Consider the following 16311-nt stretch of genomic DNA (forward strand, 5'->3'; position numbering starts at 1 on the left):
CCGCCGGGGGCCGGCGGGGCCCTCCACTCCGCTCCACCCCCTCTGACGTGCGGTTTTGGCGACGCAAACGGCGCGCCACGCGGGCGATTCTGGTTGCGGGTGGAGGGAAGTGGAGTAGAGTGGGGCGCGATGGTGAGGCCGGGAGGGCCCACCGGCCCGGGGGGTGGGCGGCGCCGCGAACGCCGTCTGGAAGGGCGAGGGGGTTGGGCCGATGTTCCTCGGCACCCACACCCCACGCCTGGACGAAAAGGGCCGGCTGATCCTTCCGGCGAAGTTTCGGGATGAGCTGGCGGGGGGTGTCGTGATCACCAAAGGGCAGGAGCGCTGCCTCTACGTCTTCCCGATGCCCGAGTTCGAGCGCATCGCGGAGCAGTTGCGCGCGCAGCCGATGACGCACAAGGCGGCCCGGGCCTACAACCGGGTCTTCTTCGCCAGCGCGCACGACGAGGTCCCCGACAAGCAGGGCCGGGTCACCATCCCGGCCCACCTCCGGGAGTACGCCGCACTCGACCGCGACCTGGTGGTCATCGGGGCGAGCACCCGGGTGGAGATCTGGGACCGGACGGCCTGGGAGACCTACCTCGCGGAGAGCGAAGACGACTTCGCCGACATCGAGGAGGGGGTGCTGCCCGGCGGTCTGTAGGGCGTGGCGACGCCCGACGTACTGCGAGATCTCCAGCCGCTTTCGAGTTCCTGGCACCCCTTCCCCGGTGCCAGGCGCACGATCCGTAACGGAGGGCCGCGGCCTCCGGCGGGCGGGAGCGGATGGGGATCTGGCGGTACGACGGCAAGCGTCGCCCGACGAGCAGGACGCGGAAGGAACGGACGGTTCAACCAGTGGGGGTCGACATGGGGGAGCTTCGCGGCACGCACGTGCCCGTGCTGCTCGAGAGGTGTCTCGAGCTGCTGGCCCCCGCGCTGGGGCGCGACGGGCGGACGGTGCACGTCGACGCGACGTTGGGTCTGGCGGGGCACGCGGAAGCGGTCCTGGAGGCCCATCCGAACACGGTGTTGGTCGGTCTCGACCGGGACACCGAGGCCCTCGCCCACGCGCGGGTCCGGCTGGCCCGGTTCGCCGACCGCATCCATCTGGAGCACGCCGTCTACGACGAGCTGCCCGAGGTGCTCGACCGCCTGGGTTATCCGGAGATCGACGGGGTGCTGTTCGACCTCGGGGTCTCCTCGTTGCAGCTCGACGCGCCCGACCGGGGGTTCGCGTACGCACAGGACGCGCCCCTGGACATGCGGATGGACCAGACCCGGGGGGTGACCGCCGAGGAGGTGGTCAACAGCTACTCCCACCCGGACCTGGCCCGGGTGCTGCGGGTGTACGGCGAGGAGAAGTTCGCCGGGAAGATCGCCTCGGCGATCATCCGGGAGCGGGAGAAGGGCCGGATCACCTCGTCGGCCCGGCTCGCCGAGCTGGTCAGGGAGAGCATTCCGGCACCAGCCCGACGAACCGGGGGACACCCGGCCAAGAGAACGTTTCAGGCTTTACGGATCGAGGTAAACAGAGAACTGGCAGCGCTGGAGACGGCGCTGCCGGCCGCTCTGGACCAGCTCTCCGTGGGCGGCCGCATGGTGGTCCTGTCCTACCACTCGCTGGAGGACCGGCTCACCAAGCACGCGCTCGCCGATCGGGTCCGCAGCAAGGGCCCGATCGACCTCCCGGTCGAGCTGCCCGGGTCGGGTCCGACGTTCCGGCTACTCAGCCGGGGCGCCGAACTCCCCGGGGACGCGGAGGTCGCCGCCAACCCGCGGGCCGCCTCGGTGCGGCTGCGGGCGGCGGAACGGCTCGACCCGAACGCGGAACAGCAGGGGCGGACCGACCGCGAACGGTACCGCCGGCGGGTCAAGGCGATGCACCAACCGGGAACGGGCTCGACGACGGGAGCCGGGGCGGCTCCCGCGGCGACGCCGAGGGACGGCAGTGGGACGGACGAAGAGGGGGAGGGAACACATGAACGTTGACGAGCGCGACCGCCGGGACCGTACCGGCGTCGGGCCACGCGCACCGCGGTCGGGGGGCCGGATCGCGGCGCAGCGGGGCACGCGCGGTGAGGCGGGGGCGCCGACGGCGGACCCCACCGGCCGCCGGGGGGACACTCGCGCCCGGGGGGCGCGCGAGTTCCCGACCCAGGGCAGCGCCGCGCTGCGCCCGGCCGAGCGACCGGCCAAGCGGGAGACCGCCGCGGCGGGACCGCGGCTGCGGGTCGCCCCGCCGCCGCCGATCTCGGTGCCGCGGGCGCCGTTCGCCGCCCTGATCGTGCTGCTGGTGGTCGGCGGGGTGCTGGGCATCCTGCTGGTCAACACCAAGATCAATGAGAACGCCTTCCGGCTGGAGAAGCTGCACGAGCAGCAGGCGAAGCTCGACCTGGACCAGCAGCAGCTGGAGAAGGAGATCGCCGCGGCGGAGGCGCCGGGCAACCTGGCGGCCAACGCCCGCAAGCTGGGGCTGGTCGAGTCCAACGAGCCCGCGTACATCCGGCTGCCGGACGGTCGGGTGATCGGCGTGCCGCAGCCGGCCGCCGGCCAGCCGGCCATCACCAGCCCGCAGGGCGCGGGGGGATGAGTCGTGCCCCCGAGATCGTCGGAGGACCCGCGCCGGGATGCCACAGGCTCCCGGCGCGGTTCGTCGTCCCGGGGTGGCCGGGGCGCGGAGCCGCGCGCCGGTGAACCGGGGGTCGGCGGGATCTCCGGGGCCCGCGCGTACACCCCGCGGGGCCGCACCGTGCGGGAGAGCAACGAGGAGCGCGGCCGCGCGCCGCGCGAGGAGCACACCGCCGACCGGCCGGAGCGGACCACCCGGGCCGGGGGTGGCGGACAACGGCGTACGCCGCGCAGCAGCCGGGCCGCCGACCCGTTCCGCCCCGCGTTGCAGGTGCTCGACGGCGGTCGCACCGGCCAGGCGCGCGCCGCACGGCGGGACGCCCCGGCCGCCGGCCGCGGTGGCGTGGTCCGCACGGTGCGGGCCCGCCCGTTCGACGACGACCCGTTCGACGACGAGCTTGCGCCGCCGCGCCGCCGGCCCGGCCCGCGCTCCCCGCGTCGCCCGGAGCGGCCGGCGGCCCGGCGGCCGTCGCGCAAGCCCCGTCGACCGCCGAAGCTGGCCGACCCGAACCGCCGGCTGCGGCTGGGCACCCTGCTCACCCTGGCCCTGTTCGCCGTCATCGGCATCCGGCTGGTCTTCCTCCAGGCGACCGACAGCCCGGCGTTCGCCGGCGGCGGGGTGACCGACCGGCTGAGCCGGATCGACCTGCCCGCCCCGCGTGGGGCGATCTACGACCGGTCCGGGGCGCCGCTGGCGCACAGCGTCGAGGCCCGTTACGTCGCCGCCGACCCCACCCTCGTCAAGGACCCGGACGCCACCGCGAAGGCGCTCTCCCCGCTGCTCGGGGTGCCCGTGTCCGAGCTGGCCGAGAAGATGCGGCACCGGACCGGCTCCGGCTCCCGGTTCCAGTACCTCGCCCGCGGCGTGCCGATCGACAAGGCCAAGCAGGTCGCCGCCCTCAAGCTGTCCGGCATCGACCTGCGTCGCGACGAGCGCCGCGAGGTGCCCGGCGGTGACCTGGCGGCCAACCTGATCGGCTTCACCGGCGAGGACATGGTCGGCCTGGAGGGGCTCGAGGCCAAGTACGACGACGTGCTGCGCGGGGTCGACGGCCGGCGGCTCTTCGAGGCCGGTCAGGGCAACCTGTCGGCGCCGATCCCGGGCGGCTACAGCGAGACCACCCCGGCCAAGCCGGGCAGCTCGCTGGAGCTGAGCCTCGACGCCGACCTCCAGTACCAGACCCAGCGGATGCTCAAGGCCCAGGTGGACAAGGTCAAGGGCAGCGTCGGCGCCGCCGTGGTGATCGAGGTGCCCTCCGGCGAGGTGCTCGCCCAGGCCAGCCAGCCGACGTACGACGCCGCGGATCCCGGGCGCAGCCGGCCGAACGACCGGGAGGACGCCGCGACCAGCTTCGTGGTGGACCCCGGCTCGGTGCACAAGGCGATCACCTACGGCGCGGCGCTCCAGGAGGGGGTGATCACCCCGCAGACCACCCTGCCGCTCCAGGACAGCATCGTGAAGGGCGACGTCCGGTTCAAGGACAGCCACCCGGCCAACGGCCGCAGGATGAGCATCCCCGGGATGCTGGCCTATTCGTCCAACGTCGGCACCATCGAGATCGGCGACAAGCTCGGCGCGGAACGGCTGATCGACTACCAGAAGCGGTTCGGTCTGGGCCGACCCACCGGTGAGGGCATGCCGGGCGAGGCCTCGGGCCGGCTGCTGCCGGCCGACAAGTGGAGCGAGTCGTCGCGCGGGTCGGTGCCGATCGGGCACAGTGTGGACGCGACGCCGTTGCAGATGGCCGCGGCGTACGCGGCGATCGCCAACAACGGCACCTACGTGCAGCCGCACCTGATCCGGGCCACGATCAGCGGCGGTAAGCGGGTCCCGGCCGCGCCGCCGGCCACGCATCCGGTGCTCAGCCCGCAGAACGCGGCGGCGTTGCGCACCATGCTGGAGGCGGTCACCACGGTGGACCGGGCCACCGGGCTGGCCGCCGCGGTCCCCGGCTACCGGGTGGCGGGCAAGACCGGCACCGGGCTGCGCTACCTCGACGGCAAGCAGCAGCCCGGCGAGGTCGGCTCGTTCATCGGGATGGCCCCGGCGGAGCACCCGCGGTACGTGGTGGCCGTCTTCGTCTGGGGTCCCACCACCGGTGGGGGCGGCACCTCGGCCGCGCCGGCCTTCCGGGACATCATGGGATTCACCCTGCGCCACTACCGGGTGCCGCCGAGCAGTGAGCCGGCACCGAAGTTCGTGGTCTATCCACGCTGAGCGACCGGGGCGGGACATCATCGTTGGGTGGCGACGAACCACCGGGGCGGCTGTGCGGTCGGAACCGGACGACCGGGTAGGGTCTGACGCCGTGCCCGGCAATCCACGTCCCCAGACCGTGAATCCCGTCCGGCTCGGCGACCTCGTCGCCCGGCTGCGGGCCGGCGCCCCGGCGGCCGGTGACCAGCCGCTCGCGCTGCCGGCGGACGCCGCCGAGGTCGCGGTCACCGGGGCCACCCACGCCAGCCAGGAGGTCCGCCCCGGCGACCTGTACGCCGCGCTGCCCGGCGCCCGCCGGCACGGCGCGGAGTTCACCGCCCAGGCCGCGGCGGCCGGCGCGGTGGCCGTGCTGACCGACCCGGCGGGCGCGGCCGCGGCGGAGCAGGCCGGGCTGCCGGCTTTGGTGGTGCCCGACCCGCGGGCGGCGCTCGGCCTGGTGGCCGCCGCCGTCTACGGCGACCCCACCGACGGCCTGACGATGATCGGGATCACCGGCACCGCCGGCAAGACCTCCACCGCCTACCTGGTCGAGTCGGGGCTGCGCGCCGCCGGCCACACCACCGGGCTGATCGGCACCGTGGAGACCCGCCTGGGCGACCTGGTGGTGGACAGCGTCCGCACCACGCCCGAGGCGACCGACCTGCACGCCATGCTGGCCGCGGCCCGCGAGCGCGGGGTGACCGCGGTGGTGATGGAGGTGTCCAGCCACGCGCTGGTGATGGGCCGGGTCGGCGGGGTGCGCTTCGCCGTCGGCGGCTACACCAACTTCGGCTCCGACCACCTCGACTTCCACGCCGACTCGGCGGACTACTTCGCGGCCAAGGCCCGGCTCTTCGACGGCCGGTGCGCGGTCGAGGTGCTCAACCACGACGACCCGGCGCTGCGGCCGCTGTTCAAGCCGGCCACGGTCAGCTACTCGGCGACCGGTGACCCGACCGCCACCTGGTACGCCACCGGCGTCGGCGGCGAGGGCTACGCGCAACGGTTCACCGTGCACGGTCCGCACGGGGTGACCGTGGACACCGGCGTGGCGCTGCCCGGCCGGCACAACGTGGCCAACGCCCTGCTGGCCATCGCCATGCTGGTCGCCATCGGGGTGGACCCGGCCGCCGCGGCGGCCGGGGTGGCCGCCTGCGGCGGGGTCCCCGGGCGGCTGGAGCTGGTCAGCGGCGCGGCCCCGGTGCGCGGGGTGGTCGACTACGCGCACAAGGCGAACGCCATCGAGGCGGTGCTGGTCGCGCTGCGCGGCCTGACCACCGGCCGGCTGATCTGCGTGCTGGGCGCCGGCGGCGACCGGGACCGGGGCAAGCGGCCGGTGATGGGCGCCACCGCCGCCGAGGGCGCCGACGTGGTGCTGGTGACCGACGACAACCCGCGCACCGAGGACCCGGCGGCGATCCGGGCCGAGGTGCTGGCCGGGGCGTACGCGGCGACCACCCCGGCGCGGATCATCGAGGCGCCCGGCCGGCGGGACGCCATCGCCGAGGCGGTCCGGCTGGCCGAGCCGGGCGACGTGGTGGCGCTGCTGGGCAAGGGACAGGAACGCGGCCAGGAGGTGGGTGGCGAGGTGCTGCCGTTCGACGACCGGGTGGAGTTGGCGGCGGCGCTGCGCGCCCGCTTCGGTGACCTGGTGGGGCAGCGATGATCCCGCTGACCCTGGCCGAGGTCGCCGCGGCCGTGGACGGGCGGCTGGTGGCCGCCGACCCGGATGTCCGGGTGACCGGGACGGTCGAGTTCGACTCCCGCAAGGTGGCCGCCGGTGGGCTCTTCGTCGCCTTCCCCGGGGAGAAGGTGGACGGGCACGACTACGCCGCCCGCGCCGTCGAGGCGGGCGCGGTGGCGGTGCTGGGCACCCGGGAGGTGCCGGGCGTGCCGATGGTGCTGGTCGCCGACGCGCTCGACGCGATGGGCCGGCTGGCCCGCGCCGTCGTCGACCGGCTGCCCGGGCTCACCGTGATCGGGCTGACCGGCTCGTCCGGCAAGACCACCACCAAGGACCTGATCGCCCAGCTCACCGTCCGGCTCGGCCCGACCGTGGCGCCGCCCGGCTCGTTCAACAACGAGCTGGGCCACCCGTACACGGCCTTGCAGGCCACGCCGGAGACCCGATACCTGGTGATGGAGAAGGGCGCCCGCGGGGTGGGGCACGTCCGCTACCTGTGCGACGTGGTGCCGCCCCGGATCTCCGTGGTGCTCAACGTCGGCGTGGCGCACATCGGTGAGTTCGGCTCGGTGGAGGCGATCGCGCTGGCCAAGGGGGAGCTGGTCGAGGCGCTGCCCGCCGACGGGCTGGCCGTGCTCAACGCCGACGACCCGCTGGTGGACGCGATGGCGTCGCGTACGGCGGCCCGGGTGGTCCGGTACGGCGAGTCGGAGCGGGCCGACGTGCGCGCCGCGGACGTCACGCTGGACGAGCGGGGCCGGCCGGCGTACACGCTGGTGACGCCGGAGGGGACCGCGCCGGTGCGGCTCGGGCTGACCGGTCGGCACCAGGTCTCCAACTCGCTGGCCGCCGCGGCGGTCGCCCGCGAGCTGGGCATGCCGCCGGCCGAGGTGGCCGCGGCGCTGGGCGAGCTGGGCCTGGTCTCCACCCGCCGGATGGACGTCTTCGAGCGTTCCGACTCGGTGACGGTGATCGACGACTCGTACAACGCGAACCCGGCGTCGACCGGCGTGGCGCTGCGGGCGCTGGCCAGCATGCGCGGCGCGGGGCGTACGGTCGCCGTGCTCGGCTACATGGCCGAGCTGGGCGACTTCGAGGCCGAGGGGCACCGGCAGGTCGGCCGGCTCGCGGCCGAGTTGGGGGTGGACCGGCTGCTCGTGGTGGGTGAGCCGGCGGCGCCGATCCACGAAGGCGCGACATCCGTGAACGACTGGGGAGGAGAGTCGGTGCTGCTCACCGATCAGGCGGCGGCCGTCGAGGTGCTGCGGGGCGAACTGGGGCCGGGCGACGTCGTCCTGGTGAAGGGTTCCCGGTACCGGACCTGGGAGGTGGCCGACGCGCTGCGCGAGTCGGCCGCCGGGAACGTGGCGGTCACGACCGAGGGCGGCGCCGCATGAGGGCGGTCATCGTCGCCATCGGGGTGGCCTTCGTGGTCTCGCTGCTCTGCACCCCGATCGCGATCAAGGTGTTCACCCGGCTCAAGGCGGGCCAGCCGATCCGGGCCGAGGGCCCGGCGATGCACCAGGGCAAGAAGGGCACGCCGACGATGGGCGGCGTGGTGTTCATCCTGGCCACGGTCATCGCGTACGTCGCCGGTCACCTGGCCCTGACCACCCTGCCGGACCAGCAGATCGCCCAGGTCGAGCCGACCATCACGGCGCTGGTGCTGCTGGGTCTGATGGTCTTCTCCGGCGCGGTCGGCTTCCTCGACGACTTCCTCAAGGTCCGCAAGCGGCACAGCGGCGGCCTGAACAAGCGCGGCAAGCTGCTCGGCCAGATCCTGGTCGGCGCGGTCTTCGGCATCGTGGCGCTCTACTTCCCGTCCACGATGACCGACGCCGGGGGCAAGATCACCAACACCGAGACCGTGGCCAGCACCACGCTCAGCTTCATCCGGGACATCCCGGCGCTGGAGATCGGCAAGATCGGCTCGGTGATCGTCATCGTGATGGTGGTGATGGCGGCCACGAACGGCGTGAACCTCACCGACGGCCTGGACGGCCTGGCCACCGGCGCCTCGGTGATGGTGCTGGGCGCGTACGCGCTGATCGCCTTCTGGCAGTACCGGCACTGGTGCGCCGACCCGAACTACCCGGCCGGGGAGTACTGCTACACCGTCCGGGACCCGCTGGAGATCGCGTTGATCGCCGGGGCGGCGGCCGGGGCCTGCGTCGGCTTCCTCTGGTGGAACACGTCACCGGCGCGGATCTTCATGGGTGACACCGGGGCGCTCGGGCTGGGCGGGCTGATCGCCGGCATGGCGATGTCCACCCGGACCATCCTGCTGCTGCCGATCCTGGGCGGGCTCTTCGTGATCGTCACGATGTCCGTGGTGATCCAGATCATCTCGTTCCGGACCACCGGCAAACGGGTGTTCCGGATGTCCCCGTTGCAGCACCACTTCGAGTTGGCCGGCTGGAGCGAGGTCAACATCGTGGTCCGCTTCTGGATCATCGCCGGGATCGGCGTGGCGATCGCGCTGGGCCTGTTCTACAGCGAGTTCCTGGCCGCGGTCACCTGAGTCTCCTTCCACGTTCCGACACGCCGACCGGGCGGTTCGCCGGGAACGGACCCGCCGGACCCGCGATGATGGTCGGGTGGGGGAGGATCGAGGTACCGGCACGACGACGACGGACACGGCGGCACGGCGGGTGACGGGCGGTGGGCGTACGCCCGACCCGCCCGCCCCGCTGTCCGGGGCGACCGCAGCGGCCGGGCTGGCCGCGCTGCGCGGTCTGCTGGCCCGGCCGCTGGCCTCTTACTACCTGCTGCTCTCCAGCGGCGGCCTGCTGCTGGTGATCGGCCTGACCATGGTCTTCTCGGCGACCTCGGTGGTGGACTACGCCAAGGACGGCGACGCCTCCGCCTCGCTGGCCAAGCAGGCGATCTTCGCGCTGATCGGCGTGGTGGCCTTCTGGGCCTGCCAGCGGCTGCCCGCGCGCACCTACCGGGCGCTGGGCCGCCCCGCGCTGGCCACCGCGATCGCGCTGCTGCTGGTGCTCAACCTGCTGCTGGCCTACGCCCGCCTGACCGGCCAGGAGGACGGCGTCATCGGTCCGCTGCGGGCCCACCTGAACTGGCTCTACCTCGGCCCGGTCCAGCTCCAGCCCTCGGAGCTGGCGAAGTTCGCGCTGGTGCTCTGGGGCGCCCGGGTGATCGCCCGTAAGGGCGCCGCGCTGGGCTGGTGGAAGGAGCTGGCCACCCCGATGTTCCCGGTGATGGGCCTGCTCGCCGTGCTGGTCGGCTACAACGACCTGGGCACCATGCTCTGCCTGCTGGCCATCGTGGTCGGCCTGCTCTGGGCGGCCGGGGTGCGGACGCAGATCTTCGCGGTGCTCAGCGCGGTCGGCGTGGCCGGCGTCGGCCTGCTGATCGCCGCCGCCTCGCTCGGCGCCGGCTCCGGCGAGCGGGACGCCACCAACTACCGCTTCGCCCGGCTGACCTCCTTTTTGGAGGATCCGGCGAAGTGCAAGCTCACCAGCTGCTGGCAGGTCTACCAGGGGCGGCTGGCCATCGAGCACGGCGGCTGGTTCGGCGTCGGCCTGGGCAAGAGCAGCGCGAAGTGGGACTGGCTGCCCGAGGCGCACAACGACTTCATCTTCGCCATCATCGCCGAGGAGCTCGGCGTGGTCGGCTGCACGGTGGTGCTGGTGCTCTTCGCCGTTCTGGCGTACAGCGGGCTGCGGATCGCCCGCCGGGTCGAGGACCCCTTCCGCCGGCTGGCCGCCGCCGCGGTCACCACCTGGCTGGTCAGCCAGGCGGCGATCAACATCGGCGGGGTGGTCGGCCTGCTGCCGATCACCGGCCTGCCGCTGCCGTTCATCTCCGACGGCGGCAGCGCCCTGGTCGTGACCATGGCCGGGGTCGGGATGCTGGCCTCGTTCGCCCGCGCGGAGCCGGACGCGGCGCGAGCCCTGCATGCCCGTCCACCGGCCCGGTGGGTCCGACTAGTGTGGGCCCCGTTGCCGCCGCTTCCCGGCCGGCGTCGCCGAGCGACGCCGCCGCCGGCTGCCCGAGGGTCCGTGCCCCGGGCGCGAGCGCGGCGGTCCGACGACCAGGCCGCACCCCGCGCCGCCCGTACCGGCCGGGCGGGGACGGCGAGCGAGAGGAGACGCTGATGGGTCCGCTGCGTTCGGTGGTGCTCTGCGGAGGGGGCACGGGTGGGCACATCTACCCACTGCTGGCCTTCGCCGACTGCCTGCGCCGACACGACCCGGGCGTCCGGATCACCTGCCTCGGCACGCCGAAGGGCCTGGAGAACGAGCTGATCCCGCCGCACGGCTACGACCTGCGCCAGATCCCGGCCTACCAGCTGCCCCGCTCTGTCAACCTGAACCTGGTCCGCACCCCGGACCGGATGTGGAAGGCGGCGCGCGCGGCGGGCAAGGTGATCGAGGAGGTGCGCGCCGACGTGGTGGTCGGCTTCGGCGGGTACGTCTCGGTCCCCGGCTACCTGGCCGCCTGGCGGCGCGAGCTGCCCATCGTCATCCACGAGGTGAACGTGCCGCCGGGGGTGGCCAACCGGATGGGCATGAAGTTCACCAAGAACGTCGCGGTCGGCTTCCCGCACCAGCCGGCGCAGGCCGAGGCGCTGCGTGACGCCCGGGTGGTCGGGGTGCCGCTGCGCCGGGGCATCTCCGGGTTGGACCGGACCGCCATGCGCAGCGCCGCCCGCGCCCACTTCGGACTCCGCCCCGACCTGCCGGTGCTCTTCGTGGCCGGCGGCTCACAGGGTGCCCGCTCGATCAACCTGGCCGTCTCCGGGGCGGCCAAGGAGCTGGCCCGCAACGGCGTGCAGGTGCTGCACGTGATCGGCGCGCGCAACGAGCCGGTGCCGGTCCCGACCGACCTGCCGGTGCCGTACGTGACCCTGCCCTACCTGTCGGAGATGGAGCTCGGCTACGCCGCGGCCGACCTGATGCTGGCCCGGGGCGGGGCGATGACCTGCGCCGAGGTGGCCGCGATCGGCCTGCCCACGATCTACGTGCCGTACCCGCACAGCAACCAGGAGCAGAAGCGCAACGCGCTGCCCGTGGTGCAGGCCGGCGGGGGGCTGCTCGTCGACGACGCCGAGCTGACCCCGGACTGGCTGGAGCGTACGGTGATTCCGCTGGTGCGGGACCCGCAGCGGCTCGCGGCGATGAGCCACACCGCCGCCGCGTACGGCCGTCGCGACGGCGACGAGGCGCTGCTCAGGTTCGTCTACGAGGCGGTCAACCGGTGAGCGCGGGGAGTGAGCCGGGCTGGCGAGCCGCGCAGTCGCGAACGAACGGTGGACCGGTGATCCGGTCGACCGCGACGGGAAGGTACACCGCATGAACACCGCGCAGTTCACCCCGGCCGGCACCCGCACCGCGGAGGACCTGGGCCGGATCCACCTGATCGGCGTCGGCGGCGTCGGGATGGCCGGCCTGGCCCGGCTCTTCCTCACCCGGGGCCTGCCGGTCTCCGGCAGCGAGCTGCGGGAGTGGCCGTCGCTGGCCGGCCTGCGGGCGCTCGGCGGGACGATCCACATGACCCACGAGACGGCCAACCTGGACGGCGTGGACACGGTGGTCTATTCGACGGCCATCCCGCAGGACCACCTGGAGATGGTCGAGGCGCGCCGGCGCGGCCTACGGGTGCTGCACCGCTCCGAGGCGCTCGCCGCGGCGATGACCGGCCGGCGCACGGTAGCGGTGGCGGGCACCCACGGCAAGACCTCCACCACGTCGATGGTCACCATGGTGCTCCAGCAGGCCGGGGTGGATCCGTCCTTCGTCATCGGCGGCGAGATCTCCGAGGCGGCGTCCAGCGCCCACCACGGCACCGGCGAGTATTTCGTGGTGGAGGCGGACGAGAGCGACCGCTCCTTCCTGATCTACCGCCCGTACGTCTCGGTCATCACCAACGTCGAGGCGGACCACCTCAACACCTACGGCGACCTGGCCACCCTGGAGGCCGCCTTCGCCGAGTTCGCCCGGCTCACCGACCCGGAGGGCTTCATCGTCACCTGCGCCGACGACCCGGGTGGTCGGCGGCTGGCGGAGACGCTGCGCGCGCAGGGGCGCCGGGTCTGGACGTACGGCGAGGCGGCCGACGCGGACCTGCGGATGAGCGAGCTGGCCTCCTCGGCGCGCGGGGTCCGCTTCCTGGCCGAGATCGAGGGCCGGCCGCTGGGCGAGATCCGGCTGCCGATCCCGGGCCGGCACATGGGGCTCAACGCCGCGTCGGCGGTGCTCACCGCGTACCTGCTGGAGCTGCCGCTGACCGCGGCGGAGGCCGCGCTGGGCGCGTTCCCCGGCGTGCGGCGGCGGTTCGAGCGCAAGGGGGTCGCGGACGGTGTGCTGGTCTACGACGAGTACGCCTACCACCCGACCTCGATGACGCTGGCGTTGCAGACGCTGCGCGAGGTGGCCGGCGAGGGCCGGCTGATCGTGGTGTTCCAGCCCTACCGGCTCTACCGCACCCGGGACAACCAGGCCGAGATCGCCGCGGCCCTGGGCATCGCCGACGAGGTGGTGCTGCTGGAGGTCTTCGGCCCGGGTGAGCTGCGCGGTCCGGGGGAGGGTTCGGTGGCCCTGATCGCGGAGGTGCCGCTGCCGGCCGACCGGAAGGTCTTCGTCGACTCGTGGGAGGCGGCGCCGGTCGAGGTGGCCCGCCGGGCCCGGACCGGTGACGTGGTGGTGACGATGGGCGCGCCGCCGATCTCGCTGATGGGTGACGAGCTGCTGGACGCGCTGCTGGCCCGCACGGGCGACGCCGGCACTACCGCGATCGGCTCGGCCGTGGGTCCGGACGCGGCCACCGCGGCCGGATGAGCCCCGGGCCGGCGCGGGGTCGGACCTCCGGGGCGGACCCCGGTGGGACGCGTCGCGGGCCGGTCCGGCGCTGGCAGCTGGTCCGCGCCGGCACCGACGCGGTACCCCCGTCCACCCGCCGGTTCATGGCCCGGGCCCGGCGCCGCCGGATGCGGGCCGCGCTGCCCTGGGCGGTCGTCGCCGGGGTGCTCGCCCTGGCCGGGCTGGTCGCCTGGACGGTCCTCGGGACGGGGCTGTTCGGAGTCCGGGAGGTCCGGGTGGAGGGCGCGAAGCTGGTCACCCCGGTGCAGGTGCGGGACGCGGCGGCGGTGCCGGACGGGGTGCCGCTGGCCCGGGTCGACCTGGCCGGCGTCGCCCGCCGGATCGGCGCGCTGGCCCCGGTGGAGCACGCCTCGGTGCGCCGGGACTGGCCGGGGGCGCTGGTGGTCCGGGTGGTGGAGCGTCGGCCGGTGGCGGTGGTGCCGCAGGGCGACCGGTTCGCGGTGGTGGACCGGGCCGGGGTGGTGTTCCTGTCCCCGGCCGAGCAGCCGGCCGGCCTGCCGCTGCTGCGGGTGGCCCGGCCGGGACCGGAGGATCCGGACACCCGGGCGGGCCTGACCGTGCTGGCCGCGCTCACCCCGCCGCTGCGCGCCGCGCTGCGCGAGGTCGACGTGGACGGGCTGGCCCGGATCAGCCTTCGGCTGGCCGACGACCGGACGGTGGTCTGGGGAGACTCCAGTCGGGGTACGGACAAGGCGCGGGTGGCCGCGGCGCTGCTCGGTCGGGAAGCCGACACGATCGACGTCAGCGCGCCCGACGTGGTGACCTTCAAGTGATCCGGGGGGCGGCAGAGGTGAGACGTTCCGCTCCGGGCGGCGACACGCCGGGCAGGTCCTTGGCTCGCGGCGTGGGTGCGCCTACGTTGCCCGGAAGAGGATCAGTGGTTGACATAACCGTAAGCCTCTAGTAGAGGGTTAGGGTTCACCCCCGATCCTCCACTGGGGACCGTCGAGTCGGCCACCGTTCTGGCCAAGCCGTACCTGTCGGCCCACGCCAATCTCGAAGGGAAAGGGACCGGAGATGACACCTCCGCACAACTATCTGGCGGTCATCAAGGTCGTCGGCATCGGTGGCGGCGGCGTCAACGCCGTCAACCGCATGATCGAGGTTGGGCTCAAGGGCGTCGAGTTCATCGCGATCAACACCGACGCGCAGGCGCTGCTGATGAGTGACGCCGACGTCAAGCTCGACGTCGGCCGGGAGCTGACCCGGGGGCTCGGCGCCGGCGCCAACCCCGACGTCGGCAAGAACGCCGCCGAGGACCACCGCGACGAGATCGAGGAGGTGCTCAAGGGCGCCGACATGGTCTTCGTGACCTGCGGCGAGGGCGGCGGCACCGGCACCGGCGGCGCGCCGGTGGTGGCGAACATCGCCCGCAAGCTCGGCGCGCTGACCATCGGCGTGGTGACCCGGCCGTTCTCGTTCGAGGGCAAGCGCCGGCAGGTGCAGGCCGAGTCCGGCATCGACGAGCTGCGCAACCAGTGCGACACGCTCATCGTGATCCCCAACGACCGGCTGCTCGCGCTCGGTGACCGCAACATCAGCATGATGGACGCCTTCCGCACCGCGGACCAGGTCCTCCTCTCCGGTGTCCAGGGCATCACCGACCTGATCACCACCCCGGGTCTGATCAACCTGGACTTCGCCGACGTCAAGAGCGTGATGAGCGGCGCCGGCAGCGCCCTGATGGGCATCGGCAGCGCCCGCGGCGAGAACCGCGCCGTCGAGGCGGCCGAGGCGGCCATCTCCAGCCCGCTGCTGGAGCAGAGCATGGACGGCGCGCGGGGCGTGCTGCTCTCCATCGCCGGCGGCTCCGACCTGGGGCTGTTCGAGATCAACGACGCGGCCCAGCTGGTCACCGACGCCGCCCACCCGGACGCCAACATCATCTTCGGCGCGGTGATCGACGACGCGCTCGGCGACGAGGTTCGGGTGACCGTGATCGCAGCGGGCTTCGACGGGGGCACCCCGGCGTACAAGGCGGCCGAGACGGCGCGCAAGACCAACCAGAACCAGCCCGCGCAGCCGGCCACGCCGGCGACGCCGCCCGCGCCGATGCCCCCGCCGGCCCAGTCCCCGCGTCGGGTGCTCTTCGACGACGTGGACGTGCCGGACTTCCTCAAGAACGGGTCCTGAGCCGTACCGATGACAGAGCGGGACGCCACGGTGCGGCCGGACCGGCGGGCGGAGCTGGCCGCCGGCCTCGGTCGGGTCCGGGCCCGGATCGCCGACGCCTGCGCGGCGGCCGGCCGGGACCGGTCCGCGGTGACGATGATCGCGGTGACCAAGACCTACCCGGCCGGCGACGTCATCGCGCTGGCCGGGCTCGGGGTCACCGACGTGGGGGAGAACCGCGACCAGGAGGCGGCCGGCAAGGCCGCCGAGGTCGCCGCGGCCGGGCTGCGCCCGCGCTGGCACTTCATCGGCCAGTTGCAGCGCAACAAGTGCCGTTCGGTGGTCCGGTACGCCGACGTCGTCCACTCGGTGGACAGCGTGCGGCTGGCCGGGGCGCTGGCCACCGCGGCGGCGGCCCGGGACCGGCCGGTGGAAGCGTTGGCCCAGGTCAGCATCGACGGCGACCCGGCCCGGGGCGGGGCGCTGCCCGGCTCTGCCGACCCGGACCGGGGGCTCGGGCCGGTGACCGGGGCGCTGGCGGCGGCCGAGGGGCTACGCTTCGCCGGCCTGATGGCGGTCGCCCCGCTGGGCTGGGAGCCGGAGCGCGCCTTCGCCCGCCTCGCCGAGGTGGCCGCGGCGGTCCGGGCGGATCATCCGGCGGCCACGGCGCTCTCCGCGGGAATGAGTGGGGACCTGGAAATCGCGATCCGGTACGGCGCGACACATGTCCGCGTCGGCAGCGCGTTGCTCGGAATGCGTCCCACCCTGGGGTAGCCTGACCACGAGAGAAGCAAATTACATCAGTGTTGTTTGAGGAACGGCGTCCCCTTGTCGGGGGCAATGGCGGACGGAACGCGAACCGGACG

The 16311-nt window shown here is 73.9% G+C and carries 13 protein-coding genes; all 13 read left to right on the forward strand.

All coding sequences use genetic code 11. The features are described from left to right. Window positions 1-211: 211 nt before the first annotated feature. A complete protein-coding gene (gene mraZ, locus GA0070564_RS23950) occupies window positions 212-643 on the forward strand; it encodes a division/cell wall cluster transcriptional repressor MraZ (RefSeq protein ID WP_088973890.1) in 432 nt (143 codons plus the stop codon). 206 nt (window positions 644-849) lie between these two features. Beyond that, a complete protein-coding gene (rsmH, locus tag GA0070564_RS23955; protein WP_091613646.1) occupies window positions 850-1971 on the forward strand; it encodes a 16S rRNA (cytosine(1402)-N(4))-methyltransferase RsmH in 1122 nt (373 codons plus the stop codon). Continuing rightward, window positions 1961-2572 (forward strand): cell division protein FtsL, encoded by a 612-nt coding sequence (gene ftsL, locus GA0070564_RS23960; protein ID WP_091613185.1) that lies wholly within the window; start codon window positions 1961-1963, stop codon window positions 2570-2572. The genes rsmH and ftsL overlap by 11 nt, the downstream gene beginning before the upstream one ends. A 3-nt stretch (window positions 2573-2575) precedes the next feature. Further along, window positions 2576-4828 carry a peptidoglycan D,D-transpeptidase FtsI family protein gene (locus tag GA0070564_RS23965; protein ID WP_091613190.1) on the forward strand — a complete coding sequence of 751 codons (2253 nt, stop codon included), beginning with the start codon at window positions 2576-2578 and terminating at the stop codon, window positions 4826-4828. A gap of 52 nt (window positions 4829-4880) precedes the next feature. Continuing rightward, window positions 4881-6473 (forward strand): UDP-N-acetylmuramoyl-L-alanyl-D-glutamate--2,6-diaminopimelate ligase, encoded by a 1593-nt coding sequence (locus tag GA0070564_RS23970; protein WP_176730815.1) that lies wholly within the window; start codon window positions 4881-4883, stop codon window positions 6471-6473. Continuing rightward, window positions 6470-7888, forward strand: a complete 1419-nt coding sequence (locus GA0070564_RS23975) for a UDP-N-acetylmuramoyl-tripeptide--D-alanyl-D-alanine ligase (RefSeq protein ID WP_091613197.1) — start codon at window positions 6470-6472, stop codon at window positions 7886-7888. The genes GA0070564_RS23970 and GA0070564_RS23975 overlap by 4 nt, the downstream gene beginning before the upstream one ends. Next, window positions 7885-9012: a phospho-N-acetylmuramoyl-pentapeptide-transferase gene (gene mraY, locus GA0070564_RS23980; RefSeq protein WP_091613201.1), complete on the forward strand. Its 1128-nt coding sequence runs from the start codon at window positions 7885-7887 to the stop codon at window positions 9010-9012. Before GA0070564_RS23975 ends, mraY begins: the two co-directional genes overlap by 4 nt. 196 nt (window positions 9013-9208) lie before the next feature. Next, entirely contained in the window at window positions 9209-10609 is a 1401-nt protein-coding gene (locus GA0070564_RS23985; RefSeq protein ID WP_091613649.1) for an FtsW/RodA/SpoVE family cell cycle protein, read from the forward strand. Beyond that, complete coding sequence (murG, locus tag GA0070564_RS23990; protein ID WP_091613204.1) at window positions 10609-11715, forward strand: undecaprenyldiphospho-muramoylpentapeptide beta-N-acetylglucosaminyltransferase; 1107 nt, start codon at window positions 10609-10611, stop codon at window positions 11713-11715. The genes GA0070564_RS23985 and murG overlap by 1 nt, the downstream gene beginning before the upstream one ends. A gap of 91 nt (window positions 11716-11806) precedes the next feature. Beyond that, window positions 11807-13291: a UDP-N-acetylmuramate--L-alanine ligase gene (gene murC, locus GA0070564_RS23995; protein ID WP_091613208.1), complete on the forward strand. Its 1485-nt coding sequence runs from the start codon at window positions 11807-11809 to the stop codon at window positions 13289-13291. Beyond that, window positions 13288-14106, forward strand: a complete 819-nt coding sequence (locus tag GA0070564_RS24000) for a cell division protein FtsQ/DivIB (RefSeq protein ID WP_091613212.1) — start codon at window positions 13288-13290, stop codon at window positions 14104-14106. The genes murC and GA0070564_RS24000 overlap by 4 nt, the downstream gene beginning before the upstream one ends. A gap of 244 nt (window positions 14107-14350) precedes the next feature. Next, complete coding sequence (ftsZ, locus tag GA0070564_RS24005) at window positions 14351-15466, forward strand: cell division protein FtsZ (RefSeq protein WP_091613216.1); 1116 nt, start codon at window positions 14351-14353, stop codon at window positions 15464-15466. Window positions 15467-15475: 9 nt separating this feature from the next. Then, window positions 15476-16219, forward strand: coding sequence for a YggS family pyridoxal phosphate-dependent enzyme (locus GA0070564_RS24010; protein WP_091613220.1), 744 nt, complete (start codon window positions 15476-15478; stop codon window positions 16217-16219). Window positions 16220-16311: the final 92 nt, after the last annotated feature.

Origin of the sequence: Micromonospora mirobrigensis (assembly GCF_900091555.1) — a bacterium.
GTDB lineage: Bacteria > Actinomycetota > Actinomycetes > Mycobacteriales > Micromonosporaceae > Micromonospora > Micromonospora mirobrigensis.